Source organism: Nocardia yamanashiensis, from assembly GCF_021183565.1.
GTDB classification, from domain to species: Bacteria; Actinomycetota; Actinomycetes; order Mycobacteriales; family Mycobacteriaceae; genus Nocardia; species Nocardia yamanashiensis.
Window position 1 is genome coordinate 6,997,302 of record NZ_CP089226.1, and the last position, 17,446, is coordinate 7,014,747.

The following is a 17,446-nucleotide window of genomic DNA, read 5'->3' on the forward strand; positions in this document are numbered from 1 at the left end:
TATCGCTGCACAAGCGCATACCCCTGAGACATCACCGGCAGGTGCCGGGACCCGAGCTACGCGAATTGTTCCTGCGCGCCCCCGAACCGTTCGGCGAATCCCTGGACCGGGACACCCTCGCCATGGCGCTGGGCGCGACGCTGTACGTGCCCGCCACCCGTGAGGATCTCACCGCCGCCATCATCAAGCGGGCTCAGCGCGGGGTGACCTCCATGGTCATCGACCTCGAGGACGCCGTCGCCGACCACGATCTGGAGTTCGGAAAGCGCCAGGCCGCGGCCACCTTGGACGAGATCGGCGCGGGCGTGGACCTGTTCCCGCTGCTGTTCGTGCGGGTGCGCGACGCCGAGACCATCGGCCGGATCATCGACTGGATCGGGCCCGGCGCAAGGGTTTTGACCGGTTTCATCTTCCCCAAGTTCGACAGCGCCTCGGGCGAGAAGTACCTGGAGGCCATCGAAGCGGCGTCGGAACGCCTGGGGCGCACCGTGTTCGGCATGCCGGTGCTGGAATCGCCCGCCCTGGTGCACCGGCAGACCCGGGATCTGGAACTGCATCGCATCCAGGACATGCTCACCGCGCACCGGGACAAGGTGCTCGCGGTGCGCATCGGGGCCACCGACATGTGCTCCACCTTCGGCATCCGGCGCGACCGCGACCTCACCATCTACGACGTGCGGGTGGTCGCCGACGTGATCGCCGACATCGTGAACTATCTGGGCCGCACCGACGGCACCGGCTTCACCATCACCGGCCCGGTCTGGGAGTACTTCGCCGACCACGAGCGCATGTTCCGGCCCATGCTGCGCACCTCCCCGTTCGCCGAGGTGGACGCGGTGCCGTTCCGGGAGTACCTGGTCAGCCGGGATCTGGACGGGCTGCTGCGGGAGATCGCGCTCGATCGCACCAACGGCATCCAGGGCAAGACCGTCATCCATCCCTCGCACGTGGCGGTGGTGCACGCGCTGTCGGTGGTCACCCACGAGGAATACTCCGACGCGCTCGACATCCTGCAGCAGGACGCGGGCGGCGTGGCGGCCTCGGAATATCGCAACAAGATGAACGAGATGAAGCCGCATCGCAGCTGGGCCCGCCAGACGCTGTTGCGAGCCAAGGTATTCGGTGTCACCAACAAAGGGGTTTCGTTCGTGGATCTGCTGAAAGCGCTGGCGTCGTGAGCTCGCCCTGGGCCACCCGGGAGCTGGGACTCGGACTGCGGCACGGCAATTCGTACGTGGCGGAGTGGGAGATCCCCGCGCTCGTCGAACCGGGGCTGCGGCGCAATCCGCGCCGGGCGCACCTGCTGGTGTCCACGGTGCTGGGCAAGCATCTGCCGACCGATCCGCACCGGGTGATCGAGGCCGGGAACCGGCTGGGCGAGCTGGTGCGCGAGGTGGTGACCGGACCGGTGGTGGTGCTCGGATTCGCCGAGACCGCAACGGGACTCGGGCATTGCGTGGCCGCGCGGGTGGACGCCGAGTGCTACCTGCACTCCACCCGGCGCGAGGTGCCGACCGCCGAGACGCTCACCGGGTTCGAGGAGGGGCATTCGCACGCCACCTCGCATCTGCTGCAGCCCGCGCCCGCGCGGATCTTCCTGAACTCCCTGCCCATGGTGCTGGTCGACGACGAGATCTCCACCGGCGCAACGGCGCTGGACGCCATCCGGGCGCTGCACGAGTTCACCCCGCGCACCCACTACGTGCTGGCCTCGCTGGTGGACATGCGCACCGAGGCGGACAAGGCGGCTTTCGAAGCGGCCGCCGCCGAACTCGGCGCGCGCATCGACACCGTCTGCCTGGCCGCCGGTGAGACGCTGCTGCCGGCGAACCTGGTCGATTCCGTGCAGGCGCTGCCCGAGCCGGAGCTGAACCCGGTCGCGGCCGCGCGCGGCCATCTCGCCCGGATCGAACTGCCCTGGCCCGCAGGCGTTCCCGAAGGCGGACGGCACGGCATCCTGCGCTCGGACGGGCACGCCTTCGAGGCCGCGCTGACCGCCGCCGCCGGGACGCTGCGGCGCGGACTGGACGCGCTGCCCTGGGGCGGCGCGGCCGGCGACCGGCACCCCCGGCCGATCATCGTGCTCGGTCACGAGGAGCTCATGTACCTGCCGTTGCGGCTGGCCGAGACCCTCGCCGACGGCGGCATCCCCACCCGCTACCAGACCACCACCCGCTCCCCGGCGTACGTGCTGGACGAGCCCGGCTACCCGCTGCGGCGCGGATTCCGTTTCACCGCACCGGAAGCCGGTGAGGACGCGGCCCGCTACGTCTACAACGCGGCCTGGCCGGAACCGGCCGCCGCGGCGCCGATCCTGCTGGTCGTCATCGACGAACCCGCCGACACCGACCGGCTCACCGCCGACGGCGGGCTGCTCGACGTGCTCACCGCGTCCGGCGCGGACGTGGTGCTGGCCGTGCTCCCCGAGGCCGATCCGCGCGCCCTCGCCGCCGCGCGCACCGAACTGCCGAAACCGTTGCGCGGACCGGAATTCGGGTCCTATACCGCCGACGAGGTGACCTGGCTGCTCAAGGACCTGTCGGCGGTGGATCTGGAAGCCGAGGTGGCCGAGCGCGAACAGCGCATCCAGTCCGGCGTCGCGCACTACGCGGAATCGCTGCCCATCGAATACCAGCCCGACGCCGCCTACCGCGAGCTGTTCGACCGGGTGCTCGAGGACAGCGCCGACCGCCTCGCGCTGGCGGTGGCGACGGTGTCCGAACTCGTGGTGGCGCAGCGCGGCACCGATATCGTGCTGGTGTCGCTGGCTCGCGCGGGCACGCCGGTCGGCATCCTCATGCGCCGCTGGCTGGCGACCCGCGGGCTGGACGTCCCGCACTACGCGGTGTCGATCGTGCGGGACCGGGGCATCGACCCGGTCGCGCTGGATTACCTGGCCCAGCACCATGATCCGGCGAGCATCGTGTTCGTGGACGGCTGGACCGGCAAGGGCGCGATCACCCGGGAACTGACCGAGGCGCTGCGGGCGTACGAGGCCGCGGGCGGCGCGCGTTTCGACGACGAACTGGTGGTGCTCGCCGATCCCGGCAGCTGCGTGCGCACCTACGGCACCCGCGACGATTTCCTCATCGCCTCGGCCTGCCTGAATTCCACGGTGTCCGGGCTGGTTTCGCGCACCGTGCTCAACGACACCCTGATCGGCCCCCGGGACTTCCACGGCGCCAAGTACTACCGCGATCTGGTCCCCGACGATGTGTCCGCGCGCCTGCTGGACCGGGTGAGCGCGAGCTTCGACGCCGTCCGCCCGCAGGTGCCCGCGCAGGTCGCCGCGGTGCGAGCCGCGGATCGCACGCCCACCTGGGCGGGCTGGGCCTCGGTGGAGAAGGTGCGCGAAGAGTACGGCATCGCCTCGGTCAATTTCGTGAAACCCGGTGTCGGCGAGACCACCCGGGTGCTGCTGCGCCGGCTGCCCTGGCGGGTGCTGGTGCGCGACGCGGACGCGCCGGAGCACGCCCACATCCGTCTGCTCGCCGCCGCCCGGGGCGTGCCGGTCGAGGTCGTGCCCGACCTCGCCTACGCCTGTATGGGCCTGATCAAGGACGTGAAGAAGTAATGCCGCACCGAAGACGCCTGTCCCCGAGATCCGTGCTGGTGGCGACGGATCTCGATCGCACCATGATCTACTCCCGCAATGCCTTCGGCGCCGCGCCCGAGCCGTCCACGGTGGTGGTGGAACACCTGGAGGGCTCCCCGCTCTCCTATATGACCACCGCCGCCGCGGATCGCATGCGAGCCCTCACCGTCCCGGCCGCGGTCATCCCCACCACCACGCGAACCATCAAGCAGTTCAACAGGATCCGGCTGCCCGGCGCGCCGTGGCCGTACGCCATCACCACCAACGGCGGCAATATCCTGCACCACGGCAAGCCCGATCTGCGCTGGCGCATCGACCTCGACACCGAGGTCCGCACCACGAGCGCGACCCTGTCCCAGGTGAACGCCGAACTCCGGTCCCGCATCAGCGATTCCTTCGTCAAGAAGTTCCGGGTCGCCGACCACCTCTTCAACTACCTGGTGGTCGACACCGCCGCCCTGCCCGCCGATTTCCTCGCCGGATGGGATGCCTGGTGCCGCCCCCGCGGCTGGTCCGCCTCTCAGCAGGGCCGCAAGATCTACACCATGCCCGCTGCCGTCTGCAAGAGCCGCGCGGTCGCCGAGGTGCGGCGCCGGCTCATCGAATCCGGTGTGCTGGAACCCGATTCGCGAGTGCTGGCCGCCGGTGACGGCGCGCTGGACGCGGAGATGCTGCGCGCCGCGGACGCCGCCATCCGGCCCCGGCACGGCGAACTCGAACAACTCGCCTGGACCTCGCCCAACCTGACCATCACCAGTGCGGCGGGCATTCTCGCCGGTGAGGAAATCCTCGACTGGTTCCACAACGCCACCCCGGAGGTCGCCGCCTGATATGAAAACTTCCTTGCGCCGTATCACCGCCGCCGTGTTCACCGCCGCCCTGTCCGCGGGGGTGGTGGCCGGAGCCGCCACCGCCGCCCCGGCCAAGGCCTCGGCCATCACCTCCGTCGACAAGGACGGCCGCACCTGGCATCTGAAGGTGTACTCGGCCGCGATGGACAAGGAAGTCGCCGTCGACGTGCAGCGGCCGGCCGACGAATCGCAACCCGCCCCGAACCTCTACCTGTTCAGCGGCCTCGATGCAGGTGAGGGCGAGGCGAGCTGGCAGGGCCAGACCACCGCCCTGCAATGGCTGGCCGACAAGCCGGTGAACGTGGTGCTGCCCATCGGCGGGCGCGGCAGCTACTACACCGATTGGATCAAGGAAGATCCCAAACTCGGTGTCAACAAGTGGAAGACGTTCTTCACCGAGGAACTGCCCCCGCTGCTGGACCGGCAATTGAACTCCACCGGCCGCAATGCCCTGGCCGGGGTTTCCATGACCGGCACCTCGGTGCTGCAACTCGCCGAAGCCAAACCCGGCCTGTGGCAGTCCGTCGCCGCCTACAGCGGCTGCGCGCAGATCGCCGATCCCATCGGCCGCCAGTTCGTGAAATTCGTGGTCGAGACCTGGTCCGGCGGCAGCACCCAGAACATGTACGGGCCCGACGACAGTCCGCTGTGGGCCGAGAACGATCCGGTGATCCATGCCGAAAAGCTGCGCGGCACCAACCTTTACGTCGCCACCGGCAACGGCATCCCCACGCCCGAGGACATCCAGTACTACCTGTCCAACGCACCCGGCATCACCGGCGGCGTGAACCTGGGTCTCGGCATGGGCATCGAAGCCGCGGTCAACGGCTGCACCACCAACCTGAAGACCAAACTGGATTCCCTGGCCATCCCCGCCACCTACCACTTCAATCCGGTGGGCACCCACTACTGGCCGTACTGGGAAGACGACCTGCACCGATCCTGGCCGGTGCTGGCCCAGGGCATGGGCTTGCAGGGCTGAGTGATTCGACGCGACGGGCCCGCACCGATCCGGTGCGGGCCCGTTCTCGTACGCGGGTCAGGCGCCGACGAAACGCCCGAGCTGCGGGACGGCCTCACCGGGATGTTTGGCCTGGATGCCCTCGCCGATGGCCTCCAGCTTCCAGTCCCCGCCCGAGCGGTACACCTTGGCCATCACCATGCCGGTGAAGGGCATGCCGCCGGCCAGGGTGTAGCGGGCCAGCTCGGCATTGGACGCGCCGTCCACCAAGCGGCAGAAGGCATTCGCGACCTGTTCGAAGGTGTGACCCTTGTAGGAGGTCACCGTGAACAGCAGCGTGGTCACCTGCGGGGAGATCCGGGTGAGATCGACCAGGATGACCTCGTCGTCGCCCGCGCCCTCACCGGTGAGGTTGTCGCCCTGATGGCGGACCGAGCCGTCCTTGGACGCCAGCGACCCGTAGTAGACGACATCCACCGGGCTCATATCGGCGAAGAGGATGACCGAGGCGTCCAGATCGATATCGACGGCGCGGCTGCCCAGCAGGCCGCCGCGCTTGACCGGATCCCAGCCCAGACCCATCTTGACGTAGGTGAGCGCGCTGCCGCCCTCCTTGCGGAGGTTGACGCGCTGGCCCTTCACCAGGCTGACCGCATGGTTCTTGGGCAGGTCCAGATCCGGGAACGGCTCGTGAGCCGGCTGCTGATAGCCCGGGCCCGCGGGCGGCGGGTAACCGCCCTGCGGGGGCGGGAAGCCTTGTCCCGGCGGCGGATTGCCCGGCGGCGGGTAGCCGGCACCGGGCGGCGGCGGGTAACCCCCGGCCGCGGGCGGCGGATAGCCGGGACCACCCGTCGGCGCGGGCTGCTGATAGCTCGCGGGCGCGGGCTGCGCGGCGGGCTCGTTCACGTTCACGCCGTGATCGGTGACCAGGGCCGCGAAACCACCCGCGTACCCCTGGCCGATGGCGCGCACCTTCCAATCCGATCCGCGCCGGTACAACTCCACGGCGATCACGATGGATTCGGTGGTGAGGCTCTCGATGCGGTACTCGTACAACGGATTTCCGCCGCTGTCGGACACCGTCACCACCGGCGGCGCGATCCGGCCGAAATTGGTGCTCGGATCGTCGAGGGTGATGACCGCGCGCAACTGCGCGATATCGGCGGGCACCGCGCCCAGCGACACCGCGAGCACGCCGGACTGGCCGGGAGCGCCGGGCTGCAACTGCACGCCGGGACCGGTGGGCTGGTTGAAGAACACGAAATCCGCGTCGGAGCGCACCTTGCCGCTCTCGGTGACCAGCAGCGCGGACAGGTCCGCGGGGGCCGCGACCTGGATGCCGATCACCACATCATTGACGTTCAAAGGGCCGTTCTGGCCCTTCACCAGTACTGCGGACAAGACTGACCCTTCGCTTGTCGATGCTGACGCACGCCACTCTAGGGGAAAACTCGGACACCAGCCGTTGACCTGATCGGTTAGGGTTGCCGCAAATACGAGTACGAGGCAGTGATGGCGCAGCTGTTCGAGAAATCCAAGAAGGTGATCGAAGCCCATCTCGCGGGGGACAGCCTCCGCGCGATCGCGGGTTCCATGGTCGCCTATGAAGGCAATGTGCAGTTCAAGAGCGCCGGTTTCGGCGGGGGCGACGGGGTGCTGGCGGGACTGAAACGCCGCGCCACCGGAGAATCGCTGTCCCTCATGGAATGCACCGGCAACGGGCGCGTGTTCTTCGCCGTCAACGGACAGCACGTCACCGTGGTGAACCTGAACAACGAGACGCTGCAGGTGGAATCGCAGCAGCTGCTCGCCTTCGCCGGGCAGTTGCGCACCAATGTGGCGTTCGCGGGCCTGCGCGGAGCCTCCACCGGCGCGGGCCTTTTCACCACCACGGTCAGCGGCACCGGTCAGGTCGCGCTGCTGTCGGCGGGCGGGCCGCTCATTCATCTGGAGGTGTCGCCGCAGTTCCCGCTGGTGGTGGATCCGGACGCGTTCGTGGCCTCGCGCGGCAATCTGAACCAGTCCTTCGTCACCGACGTGTCGTGGCGCTCGGCGCTGGGACAGGATGGCGGAGAAGCGTTCTCGCTGCGCTACGACGGGCACGGCGTCGTGTTGATCCAGCCCGCGGAACGGTGAGGGACCGCTGATGTTCGAGCAGGTGAACGGGAAAGTCGTCAAGGTGCACGCCGGACGGGCCGGGGGAGTGGTGGCCCGCACCGGGTCCATGCTCTTCTACACCGGCGACGTGTCCTTCCAGCCGCACCAGATTCCGGGCGCGGGCCAGATGGGCGGCATGGGCGGCCTGATGGGCATGGCCGGGCGCATGATGGCCGGCGAGCACGAGCGCACCATGCTGGCCACCGGCAACGGCGAAGTGCATTACGGTTTCGCGGGTCTGGAGACCCACATCGTGCATATGCAGCCGGGCGCGGTGCTGCGGGTGGAAGCCTCACGGCTGCTGGCCAATACCGCGCAATTGCAGAGTTCGATCGTCTCCGTGGCGAGTTCGGGCGGCGGTGGCGGCGGCGGGCGCGGCGGCGGCCTGATGGGCGCGCTGCGCGGCGCGGCGAGCGGAATGCTCACCGGCGCGGGCATGTTCACCACCCAGCTGTCCGGTCAGGGCAGCGCGGTGCTGCTGGCGCACGGCGGTTTCCTGGAACTCCAGGTCGGCGGTCAGTACCCGGTGGTGGTGGATCCGCAGGCGTTCGTGGCCGCCTACGGCAATGTGCAGACCGAATTGAAGACGGCACTGAGCTGGCGCGACGCCGTCGGCCGCGGTTCCGGCGAGGCCATGCAGCTGCACTGCGTCGGGCAGGGCGTGGTGTACGTGCAGGCCAGCGAGGAGAAGCTGTGAGCCAGATTCTGAATCCGATGAATCTCGGTGAGAGCGACAATGTTCCGGGCAACGACTACGCCTACTGCATCGATCTGCGTAAACCGTGGTTCATGCGCAAGGGCGCGATGATCGCCCACTACGGCGAGATGCGGTTCCAGGCGCTCACCCACGGGCTGCAGGGCGGGCTGTTGCACATGGTGGCGCAACAGTTCTCGGCCCCGCTCTTCGGCGGTGACTACGTGGTTGCCGAGGGGCAGGGCAAGCTGCTGATCGGCGACCGCGGCTACAACATCAACAGCTTCGACCTGGACAACGGCAACCTCACGGTACGGGCCGCCAACCTGCTGGCGTTCGAACCCGAACTGGCACTGAAACAGTCCATCGTGCCGGGCTTCCTGACCCTGATCGGCACCGGCAAGTTCCTGGCCTCCTCCAATGGCCCGGTCATGTTCGCCGAACCGCCGCTGCGGGTGGATCCGGAATCGCTGGTCGGCTGGGCGGACTGCCCGTCGCCCAGTCATCACTACGATCAGCGCTGGGTGAGCAGCTTCCTGGCGGCCGGCGCGGCCCGCTTCGGGGTGACCTCCGGCGAGGAGCGCCAGTTCGATTTCACCGGCGCGGGCACGGTGCTCATCCAGTCCAGCGAGAAGATCCTCGACGACGCGCACCTGGTGCGCACCATCGAGGGCCAGCTGCAGAGCGGCGTCACCCCCACCGGACTGCAGCGCCTGCAGGGAGTAATCCAGCAGCAATTGGGTACCCAGCAGAATTACTAGTTGTTAACTGTCATTGCACCGATGGGCCGCGAACGCGTGGCAGTATCGGGTACGTGAGTGACGGTGAGGTGGATTCCGCACAAGCGCACGAACAGTATCTGCGCGCGTTCCGGCACCCCGCCGTGTCGCGCGGCCAATTGCAGGGACTGCTCGACGCGGTCAACGGCTTCCTCGACACCGTGACGCCCCGCGACGGCGAATTCGTCCCGCAGGGCGGCTGGGCGCCGGAATCCACCGCCATGGCCTTCCAGATCGGCCGCGCCGTCGAACAGGCGCTCGCCGAACGCGAGGAAGCCGAACGGGAACTGCTGCGCCGGCGCGATATTCGCGATCGCCTGGTCGCCGCCCTGGACGCGGTGCTGGACTGCCTGCGCAGCCTGCCCGACCTCACCGAAGCCGAGATCTCGCTCGGCACCACCGCTGTCAACGAGGGCTTCCAGGTGTACGACGACGGTTCGGTGCGCACCACGCCCGCCCAGGAGAACGGCGCGGATCCCGGTCTGCTGGAAGCCCGCCGCGCCGAACTCGACGAACAACTGATGACCCTGGTCACGCGCCGCAACGATCTCATGGACGACACCACCGACCTGGTGCGCGAACGACTCGGCGTGGCCGAAGTGGGTATCCCGTGGGTGATCCTGGCCGCCACCCAGGGCGGACTGGACGTCTCCGAACCCTTCGAATTCGCCGCCGAACACCTGCCCGACTGCGAACTGCGCGATCTCATGGTGCAGTTGGTGACCGATATCGAACTGGCCCGTTCGCTCGAGGACGGCGCCCCCAAGTAGCCCGAAAGCACACCGCGGCCCGGACCGGAGTGCCAGTCTGGCCTAGGAATTCGTCCCAGCCTGCCGAGGGAGCAGCCGGTGAAGAAGCTGATCAACAAGCCCGCCGACGTGGTCGACGCCGCCCTCGCCGGGATGGCCGCCGCACATCCCGAACTGCGCGTGGACGCGAAAGCGCGAGTGGTGATCCGCGCCGACGCGCCCGTGCCCGGCAAGGTCGGGCTGGTCTCCGGCGGCGGCTCCGGGCACGAACCGCTGCACGCCGGTTTCGTCGGGCCCGGCATGCTCGATGCCGCCTGCGCGGGCGAGATCTTCACCTCCCCGGTGCCCGATCAGATCCTGGCCGCCACCACCGCCGTGGACGCCGGGGCCGGGGTGCTGCACATCGTGAAGAACTACACCGGCGACGTGATGAACTTCGAGATGGCCGCCGAACTCGCCGAAGCCGACACCGGGGTGGAGGTGCGCGCGGTGGTGGTGAACGACGATGTGGCGGTACAGGACAGCCTGTACACGGCCGGGCGGCGCGGGGTCGGCGCGACCGTGGTGCTGGAGAAGATGGCGGGCGCGGCCGCGGCGGCGGGCCGGCCGCTCGCGGAGGTGGCGCGCGTCGCCGAACGCGTGAACGCCGAATCCCGCAGCATGGGAATGGCTTTGACCTCGGGCACGGTGCCCGCCGTCGGGCATCCCACCTTCGAGCTCGGCGAGGACGAGATGGAGATCGGCATCGGCATCCACGGCGAACCCGGCCGCCGCCGGGTCCCGCTCGCCCCCGCCCGCGAGATCGCCGCCATGCTGGTCGAACCCATCGTCGCCGATCTGCCCTTCCGATCCGGCGATCAGGTGCTGTGTTTCGTCAACGGGATGGGCGGGACGCCCCTGCTGGAGCTGTATCTCATGTTCGACGAGGTGGCGCGGCTGTTGCGGGGGGAGGGCATCCACATCGCCCGGTCGCTGGTCGGCTCCTACATCACCTCCCTGGACATGGCGGGCTGCTCGGTCACCCTGACCCGTCTCGACGAGGACCTGACCGCCCTGTGGGACGCGCCCGTCCGCACCCCGGCCCTGCGGTGGGGTATCTGATGAGCGTCGATCCCGCGGCCTGGATCCGCGCCTTCGCCGTCCTGGTGAACGAGCACGCCGACGAACTGAACGCCCTGGACGCGGCCATCGGCGACGCCGACCACGGGACGAATATGCAGCGCGGGCTGATGGCAGCCGTTGCGGCCCTGGACGATTCGGCCGCCACCGCCGACGAGCCGCCCACCCCCACCGAGGTGTTCAAGCAGACGGCCATGGTGCTGATCCGCACCATCGGCGGCGCGAGTGGGCCCCTGTACGGCACGTTCTTCCTGCGCTGCGCGCCCGCCATCGGATCCGGTGCGGAGGTAAGCGATTTCGCGCGTGCCTTCCGGGCCGGACTGGACGGCGTCCTGGCCCGCGGCAAGGCCGAACCCGGTGACAAGACCATGGTCGACGTCCTCGAACCCGCCGCCGACGCGCTCGACAAAGCGGTGGCCGGGCAATCCGCCCCGGACGAGGCGCTGGACGCGGCCGTCGCCGCCGCCGAAACCGGCAGGGACGCAACCATTCCCATGGTCGCCCGCAAGGGCCGCGCCTCCTATCTCGGCGAACGCAGTGCCGGACATCAGGATCCGGGCGCGACCAGCGCCGCCCTGCTCGTCCGCGCCGCCCGGCAGGCGTTGCGATGATCGGCCTGGTAGTCGTCTCGCACAGCCGTTCGCTGGCCCGGGCCGCGGTCGCGCTGGCCACGGAACTCCTTCCGGCCCAACCCGTTCGCGTCGAGATCGCCGCCGGACTCGACGACCACACCCTCGGCACCGACGCCGTCGCGGTGGCCGACGCCATCACCGCCGCGGACACCGGCGACGGCGTGCTGCTGCTGATGGACCTCGGCAGCGCCGTGCTGTCCGCCGAAACCGCCTTGGACCTCCTGGACACCCCGCACGACGTCCGCCTCTGCGCCGGGCCGCTGGTGGAAGGACTGGTTGCCGCCCTGGCCGCGGCGGGCGGCGGTGGCGATCTCGCCGCGGTCGCCCGCGAAGCCGAGTCCGCATTGGACGCCAAACGCGCTCAGCTCGGCGCACCGCCGCCGCCCGGTGGCCCAGCCGCCGACGACCATGCCGGCTCCGACACCCTGATCGGCCGCCCGCAGGCCGATGCCGTCTTCGAGGTCACCAACGAGCACGGCCTGCACGCCCGCCCCGCCGCGGAACTGGTCTCCGCCCTCGGCGCTCTCGATGCCGAAGTGCTGCTGCGCAATGCCACCACCGGCGCGGGCCCGGTGCCCGGCAACAGCCTGACCCGGGTGCTCACCCTCGGCGTCCTGCCCGGTCATCGCCTCGAAGTGGCCGCCACCGGACCGGAGGCGGCCCTGGCGATCGAGCAGGTGCGGGCGGTGACCTCCGGCCACTGAAGCTCTTCCCGGGTAGCCGTCCCACCTCGCACCCGCTATTGTAGTCGTTAAGACTAAAACAGTAGGGCGGGGAGGAACTCCAGATGACCACCATCGAGCAACGGTTTCCGGGCGTGGAGATCGACGATCGGATCGACGAAGGGGCCGAACTGGTCCGGCGCCGGATCGGCGGCATCGACCGGACCTTCTCGCTGCCGGTGACCTTCACCCCCTTCGCTTCCGCCCAGCCGTGCTCGGCCCGCTGCGTCTTCTGCTCGGAGACCCTGCGGCATCGCGACGCCACCGTGCTCTCGGCCGGATTGCGGCCCGGTGCGGGCTATTTCGAAGGATTGGCGCGCACCCTCGCGGAATTGCGCGGCCTGCCCTTCGGGCTCTCGCTGTCGGGACTGGAATCGACCGATGATCCGGATTGGCTGGAACGCGTCCTGGATCTGCTCGACGCGCACGACGGGCCGATCACCGAGAAGGTCCTCTACACCAATACCGCCGGACTGGCCCGCGAAACCCATGGTGCACGGCTGATTCCGCGACTCGCGCGCTTCGGGCTGGACCGGGCCGAGGTCTCGCGCCACCACCGGGAGCAGGCCGCGAACGATCTGATCATGCGATTCCGGGACGGCAAACCGGTTGCCGGCAATGCGGTGTTCGAACGCACGGTGCGGGAGCTGGGCGCCGCGCTGCCGGTGCGGCTGGTCTGCGTCATCCAGCGCACCGGCGTGCACGATCTGGCCGGGGTGGAGGGTTATCTCGCTTGGGCGCGTGACGAATTGGGGGTGACCGATGTGGTCTTCCGCGAGTTCTCCCGGCTCGGCGACCTGTACAAGCCGAACGCGCCGCTGCGCACCATCGCGCGGGACCGGGTGCCGATCGAGGATTTGATCGACGAAATCTGGCCCGCCGCAGCCGATCCCGTCGCCGGCTTCACGCCGATCCGGCACACCCGCGGGTACTACTACTGGAACCTGCGCTGCCGCTGGCGGGACGCGGTGGACGTCACCTTCGAAACCTCCGACTACGAGCTGATGAAAGCGCGCCACCACTCCGACCGGGTCTACAAGATGATCTATCACGCGAATGGAAACCTCTGCGCCGATTGGGATCCCGAGACCGCCGTGCTGCTGCGCACCGCCGGATGATCGCCACCTACCTGGCCGCCCTGCGCGCGCTGCGGGCCTCGGGGGTGCCCTACGTGGTGATCGGCGGACTCGCCCTGCACCTGCGCTACGGCGCACTGCTCGATCTGCCCGTCCGCGACTGCGATCTGCTGCTGCCCTCCGCGGCGATCGGACCGGACGCCTGCACCGCCGCCCTGTGCGCCCAGGGCTGGCGGGTGCGGTCCTGGCAGGACGACGTCCACCCGCCGCTCGATCCCGAAATGCTGGCCGGGCGCTACTACCTGCGCGCCACGCAGGGGAACGGAATCATCGACGCCACTTACGAATACGATGCCGTCACCTGGCCCGAGGCGGAGGCCGCGGCCGAACTCCACGCCGGGGTTCCGGTCGCCGCCCCGGCCCACCTCATCGCGCTGATGGCGGCCCGCGACAGCGCCCAGGACCGCGCGCGCATCGCGGCCGTCCGGAAACTCGCCGGTTTGTGACGAATCGAGCAGTACGGGTGCTACCGCCTGCCCGGTACGCGGGGCAGGATCGGAGGATGACCAGCCTCAGCGCGAAAGCCGTTCTGTTCCGCGAGCTCCACAAGCCGGGCGACCCGGTGATCCTGCCGACCGTATGGGACGCCTGGTCGGCCAAGACGGTGCAGGAAGCCGGATTCGCCGGCCTCACCATCGGCAGCCATCCGCTGGCGGACTCCATGGGCAAGGAGGACCGGGAGGGGATGGCGTTCACCGACGTGCTCGGCCGGGTCCGGGAAATCACCGCGGCCGTGGACATTCCGGTGTCGGTGGATCTCGAATCCGGGTACGGGGTCAAGCCCGCCGATCTGATCGACGGGCTGCTGGAAGCGGGAGCGGTCGGCTTCAACCTCGAGGACACCGTGCACAAGGAGGACGGACGGCTGCGGGAACCGCAGGAGCACGCCGATCTGGTGGGCGAACTGCGGCGCGCGTCCGACGCCACCGACGTGCACGTGGTGATCAACGCGCGAACCGACGTGTTCCTGCGGCCCGACACCGGCGCCCCGGAGGAGCGGTTCGGCAGCGCGCTCGAGCGTCTGCGGCTGGCCGCGGCGGCCGGGGCGGACGTGCTGTATCCGGTGGGCGCGCGGGATCCCGAAGTGCTGCGCGCGCTGTGCGCGGAACTGCCGCTGCCGGTCAATGCCATCGGCTTCCCCGAACAGGGCAGCCGGGTGCAATTCGCCGGAATGGGCGTCGCGCGAGTCAGTTTCGGCCCGTTCCTGCAGCGCGCGCTGACCGCCGAGGCGAACCGGCTCTTCCTGCCCTGGCAGTGACCAAGACCGAGCGGCTGTACGCGCTGGCGGAGGAATTGCGCGCGTACAGTCCGCGGCCCCGGACCGCGCGGCAGCTGGCCGCGCGATTCGAGGTCACCGCGCGCACCATCGTGCGGGATATCGCCGCCCTGCAGCAGGCGGGGCTGCCGATCATCACCCTGCCCGGGCGCAATGGCGGCTACGCGCTGGAGCGGGCGCGCACGCTGGGACCGGTCTCGCTGACCGCGACCGAGGCCACCGCGCTGCTGGTGGCGCTGCCGCAGCTGGCCGGTACGCCCTTCGCGGCGGCCGCGCGCTCGGCCGTGCACAAGGTGCTGGCCGTGCTGACCGAGCATGATCGTGAGCTGGCGGCGCAGCTCAGTGACCGAATCCGGTTGCTGCCCAATGAGACTCCGCCCGCGCCGCCCGAAGTGCTGGAAGCCGTGCTCGGCCGCCGCGTGCTGCGCCTGGAATACGTCGACGGCGAGGGCCGGGCCAGCGCGCGCGAGGTCGAACCGCTGGCCTTGCTCGCCGGGGAGCACTGGTACCTGTCGGCCTGGTGCCGGTTGCGGGACGGTATCCGGGGTTTCCGGCTGGACCGGGTCCGGTCCGCGACCGTGCTGGCCGAAGTCGCGCCGGATCGCGGACTCGACTCCTCGGCCATCCGGATGGGCGACGGCCGGCTCGTCGATGTGACCGCGATCACCGACATACCGTTGTCGCGCAACGCCTGAATGCTCGACGCCATGACCAGCACACCAGTCACCGACACCACCGCCGACCTGATCGCCGCCCGCTGGACCGACCTGTGGAACGGGAATTTCGCACTGGCGCGGGAACTCTGCGCCCCGGACTTCCGCATCGCGTTCGCCGGGGCGGGCGACGCGGACGGCACGCACCGCGGCGACGCGGTCTCCGGCCCGGACGCCTTCGTCGCATTCCTGCACGAGTTCCACGCCGCCCGGCCCGGCGTCCGGTTCGGCATCGAAGGCTCCGCGGTGGGCTCGAATCCGGCGGTGGGGCACGGCAGTTCGGCCTGCCGCTGGTACGCGGAGTTCCCGGACGGCAAGACCGTCAGCGGCATCGACATGTTCGACACCGCCGACGGGGCGCTGGTTCAGGTCTGGTCGGTCACCGGCTCGCGCCGATTCCCGCACTGACCCGGGTTCGCGGCCGCCAGTACGGCGGCAGCCACGGATAGACCGGATCGGCGGCGCGATCGAGCAGGCCGCCGCTGGGATCGTCGGCGCCGTCGCGGCGGACCGGATCGTCGTCGGGGCGGTAGATCTGGCGAATCACCAAGACGCACAGGGCGATCACCGCGATATCGCGCAGCACCACCGTGCCGGTGAACCATTGCTCGGGCAGGCCCTTGTGATCGGTGCCGAGGTAGTAGTACATGCGCGGCACCCACACCAGGGCGTCGATCGTCATCCAGGCCAGCAGGATTCGGCGCTGCGGCAGCGCCAGCACCGCCAGTGGCACCAGCCACAGCGAATACTGCGGGCTCCACACCTTGTTGGTCAGCAGGAACGCCGCCACCACCAGGAAGGTCAATTGGGCCAGGCGGGGGCGGCGGGCGGCGGTCAGGCCGATCCAGCCGATCGCCGCACAGCAGGCCAGGAACAGCAGCAGCGACAGGATGTTCAGGATGGTGGGCGCGCGGCCCGGCGCGAGCCCCCCGTCGAAACCGGTCCAGCCGGTGAACGAGGTGATCACGTTGTAGATGGAATCCGGGTCCGCGTGCCGTTCGGTATTGAGCCGGAAGAACTCTCGCCAGCCCGCCGGATACAGCCACGCGATCGGCGCGTTCACCGCCAGCCAGGTGATGGCCGCCGCCGCGATCGCCGCCCACGCCGCGCGCAACGGCCGCAGCCCGCCCCACGCCGGATCATCGTCCTCGTCATGGCGTTCGACCCGCAGGCACAACACCAGGATCGGGCCCAGCAACAGCAGCGGATACAGCTTCGCCGCCCCGCCCAGACCCAGCAGCACACCGGCCAGCACCGGCCGCCGCCGCGCCCAGGCCAGCAGCCCGCCCGCCGCGAAAGCCGTTGCCAGGGCATCGAAATTGGTGAAGGCGTGCACCAGCACCAGCGGTGACAGCGCCACCAGCGCGGCATCCCAGACCCGGCGGCTGCCCGCCAGCCGGGCCGACGCCCACACCGTCACCAGCCACGCCAGCGCCAGGCCGACGGCCACCACATTGAAGTAGATGACCACTTCCAGCGCGTCGGGCAGTCGCGGCCCGGAATAGTGCTTCTCGCCGTCGCCGGTCACCGGCCCCGGATGCGAGGCGGCCTTCCACGCCTTGGCGATGCCCATGGCCGCGTACTGGTAGAGCCCCGACACCACCGGGTATTCCATGTATCGCGCCTGCGGTTTCCCATTGGCGTCGATATCGGTCCACTTCTTCTTGTACGGGAAAGCGCCCTCGTTCAAGCGTTCCGCGCCGTACAGCGGCACCGTGTCCGAATAGCACATGGCCACGTATTGGCGGCCGTTGTCCCAATCCAGGCCGAGCAGCCCGTTCTCGTCCGGCCGCTGCTGAATACAGCCCGCCTTGCCGAACCAGCTCAGCGCCAGGAACAGCACCGCGAACGCGAGCATGACGCGCACCGGCGTCCAATAGCGGGCCCGCCCGATCAGCGCGTGATCGCCCACCGGGCCGCCGATGAGATCGGCCAGCTGCGCGGACATGGCATCGGTGCGGCTCGGCTTGTCGCGATCGTCGGCCGAGCGCAGATCCCGCGCCAGCGGCGCCGGCGAGTCGTAGCGCTGCGTTGAAATGTGCTGCCCCCCAGCATTGTCGGG

General features: G+C 69.6%; 18 protein-coding genes. 16 read left to right on the plus strand and 2 right to left on the minus strand.

Going from position 1 to position 17,446, the window contains the following annotated elements:
• Positions 1-23: 23 nt before the first annotated feature.
• The 4 genes from LTV02_RS32250 to LTV02_RS32265 are packed head-to-tail and all read left to right on the plus strand — an operon-like array spanning position 24 to position 5,428.
• Positions 24-1,178 (plus strand): HpcH/HpaI aldolase/citrate lyase family protein, encoded by a 1,155-nt coding sequence (locus LTV02_RS32250; RefSeq protein WP_233041786.1) that lies wholly within the window; start codon positions 24-26, stop codon positions 1,176-1,178.
• Entirely contained in the window at positions 1,175-3,574 is a 2,400-nt protein-coding gene (locus tag LTV02_RS32255; protein ID WP_233035458.1) for a phosphoribosyltransferase, read from the plus strand. Before LTV02_RS32250 ends, LTV02_RS32255 begins: the two co-directional genes overlap by 4 nt.
• On the plus strand, positions 3,574-4,425 hold the full coding sequence (locus tag LTV02_RS32260) for an HAD family hydrolase (protein WP_233035459.1): 852 nt from the start codon (positions 3,574-3,576) through the stop codon (positions 4,423-4,425). The genes LTV02_RS32255 and LTV02_RS32260 overlap by 1 nt, the downstream gene beginning before the upstream one ends.
• A gap of 1 nt (position 4,426) precedes the next feature.
• Complete coding sequence (locus LTV02_RS32265; protein WP_067720438.1) at positions 4,427-5,428, plus strand: alpha/beta hydrolase; 1,002 nt, start codon at positions 4,427-4,429, stop codon at positions 5,426-5,428.
• 57 nt (positions 5,429-5,485) lie between these two features.
• Here LTV02_RS32265 and LTV02_RS32270 read toward each other — a convergent pair whose 3' ends face one another.
• Positions 5,486-6,808 (minus strand): TerD family protein, encoded by a 1,323-nt coding sequence (locus LTV02_RS32270; RefSeq protein WP_233035460.1) that lies wholly within the window; start codon positions 6,806-6,808, stop codon positions 5,486-5,488.
• Positions 6,809-6,919: 111 nt separating this feature from the next.
• Between LTV02_RS32270 and LTV02_RS32275 the strand changes: the two genes are divergently transcribed.
• From LTV02_RS32275 to LTV02_RS32330, 12 genes are all read left to right on the plus strand, one after another.
• The gene (locus tag LTV02_RS32275; protein ID WP_233035461.1) at positions 6,920-7,543 is read left to right on the plus strand and encodes an AIM24 family protein; all 624 of its coding nucleotides are present in this window, start codon (positions 6,920-6,922) and stop codon (positions 7,541-7,543) included.
• A 10-nt stretch (positions 7,544-7,553) separates the two neighbouring features.
• Entirely contained in the window at positions 7,554-8,261 is a 708-nt protein-coding gene (locus tag LTV02_RS32280) for an AIM24 family protein (protein WP_067720435.1), read from the plus strand.
• Positions 8,258-9,019 (plus strand): AIM24 family protein, encoded by a 762-nt coding sequence (locus LTV02_RS32285; protein WP_233035462.1) that lies wholly within the window; start codon positions 8,258-8,260, stop codon positions 9,017-9,019. Before LTV02_RS32280 ends, LTV02_RS32285 begins: the two co-directional genes overlap by 4 nt.
• Before the next feature lie 53 nt (positions 9,020-9,072).
• The gene (locus tag LTV02_RS32290) at positions 9,073-9,807 is read left to right on the plus strand and encodes a hypothetical protein (protein WP_233035463.1); all 735 of its coding nucleotides are present in this window, start codon (positions 9,073-9,075) and stop codon (positions 9,805-9,807) included.
• Positions 9,808-9,885: 78 nt separating this feature from the next.
• Positions 9,886-10,887, plus strand: a complete 1,002-nt coding sequence (dhaK, locus tag LTV02_RS32295) for a dihydroxyacetone kinase subunit DhaK (RefSeq protein ID WP_233035464.1) — start codon at positions 9,886-9,888, stop codon at positions 10,885-10,887.
• Complete coding sequence (gene dhaL / locus LTV02_RS32300; protein WP_233035465.1) at positions 10,887-11,516, plus strand: dihydroxyacetone kinase subunit DhaL; 630 nt, start codon at positions 10,887-10,889, stop codon at positions 11,514-11,516. The genes dhaK and dhaL overlap by 1 nt, the downstream gene beginning before the upstream one ends.
• Entirely contained in the window at positions 11,513-12,241 is a 729-nt protein-coding gene (gene dhaM / locus LTV02_RS32305) for a dihydroxyacetone kinase phosphoryl donor subunit DhaM (RefSeq protein WP_233035466.1), read from the plus strand. The genes dhaL and dhaM overlap by 4 nt, the downstream gene beginning before the upstream one ends.
• Positions 12,242-12,324: 83 nt before the next feature.
• Positions 12,325-13,377: a radical SAM protein gene (locus LTV02_RS32310; protein WP_233035467.1), complete on the plus strand. Its 1,053-nt coding sequence runs from the start codon at positions 12,325-12,327 to the stop codon at positions 13,375-13,377.
• Positions 13,374-13,841 carry a hypothetical protein gene (locus LTV02_RS32315; protein WP_233035468.1) on the plus strand — a complete coding sequence of 156 codons (468 nt, stop codon included), beginning with the start codon at positions 13,374-13,376 and terminating at the stop codon, positions 13,839-13,841. Before LTV02_RS32310 ends, LTV02_RS32315 begins: the two co-directional genes overlap by 4 nt.
• A 56-nt stretch (positions 13,842-13,897) precedes the next feature.
• A complete protein-coding gene (locus LTV02_RS32320) occupies positions 13,898-14,653 on the plus strand; it encodes an isocitrate lyase/PEP mutase family protein (protein ID WP_233035469.1) in 756 nt (251 codons plus the stop codon).
• Positions 14,650-15,366: a helix-turn-helix transcriptional regulator gene (locus LTV02_RS32325; protein ID WP_233035470.1), complete on the plus strand. Its 717-nt coding sequence runs from the start codon at positions 14,650-14,652 to the stop codon at positions 15,364-15,366. The genes LTV02_RS32320 and LTV02_RS32325 overlap by 4 nt, the downstream gene beginning before the upstream one ends.
• A gap of 12 nt (positions 15,367-15,378) precedes the next feature.
• Entirely contained in the window at positions 15,379-15,792 is a 414-nt protein-coding gene (locus LTV02_RS32330) for a nuclear transport factor 2 family protein (RefSeq protein WP_233035471.1), read from the plus strand.
• Here LTV02_RS32330 and LTV02_RS32335 read toward each other — a convergent pair.
• A complete protein-coding gene (locus LTV02_RS32335; protein ID WP_233041788.1) occupies positions 15,764-17,422 on the minus strand; it encodes a glycosyltransferase family 87 protein in 1,659 nt (552 codons plus the stop codon). The two genes, LTV02_RS32330 and LTV02_RS32335, sit on opposite strands and share 29 nt — an antisense overlap.
• Positions 17,423-17,446: the final 24 nt, after the last annotated feature.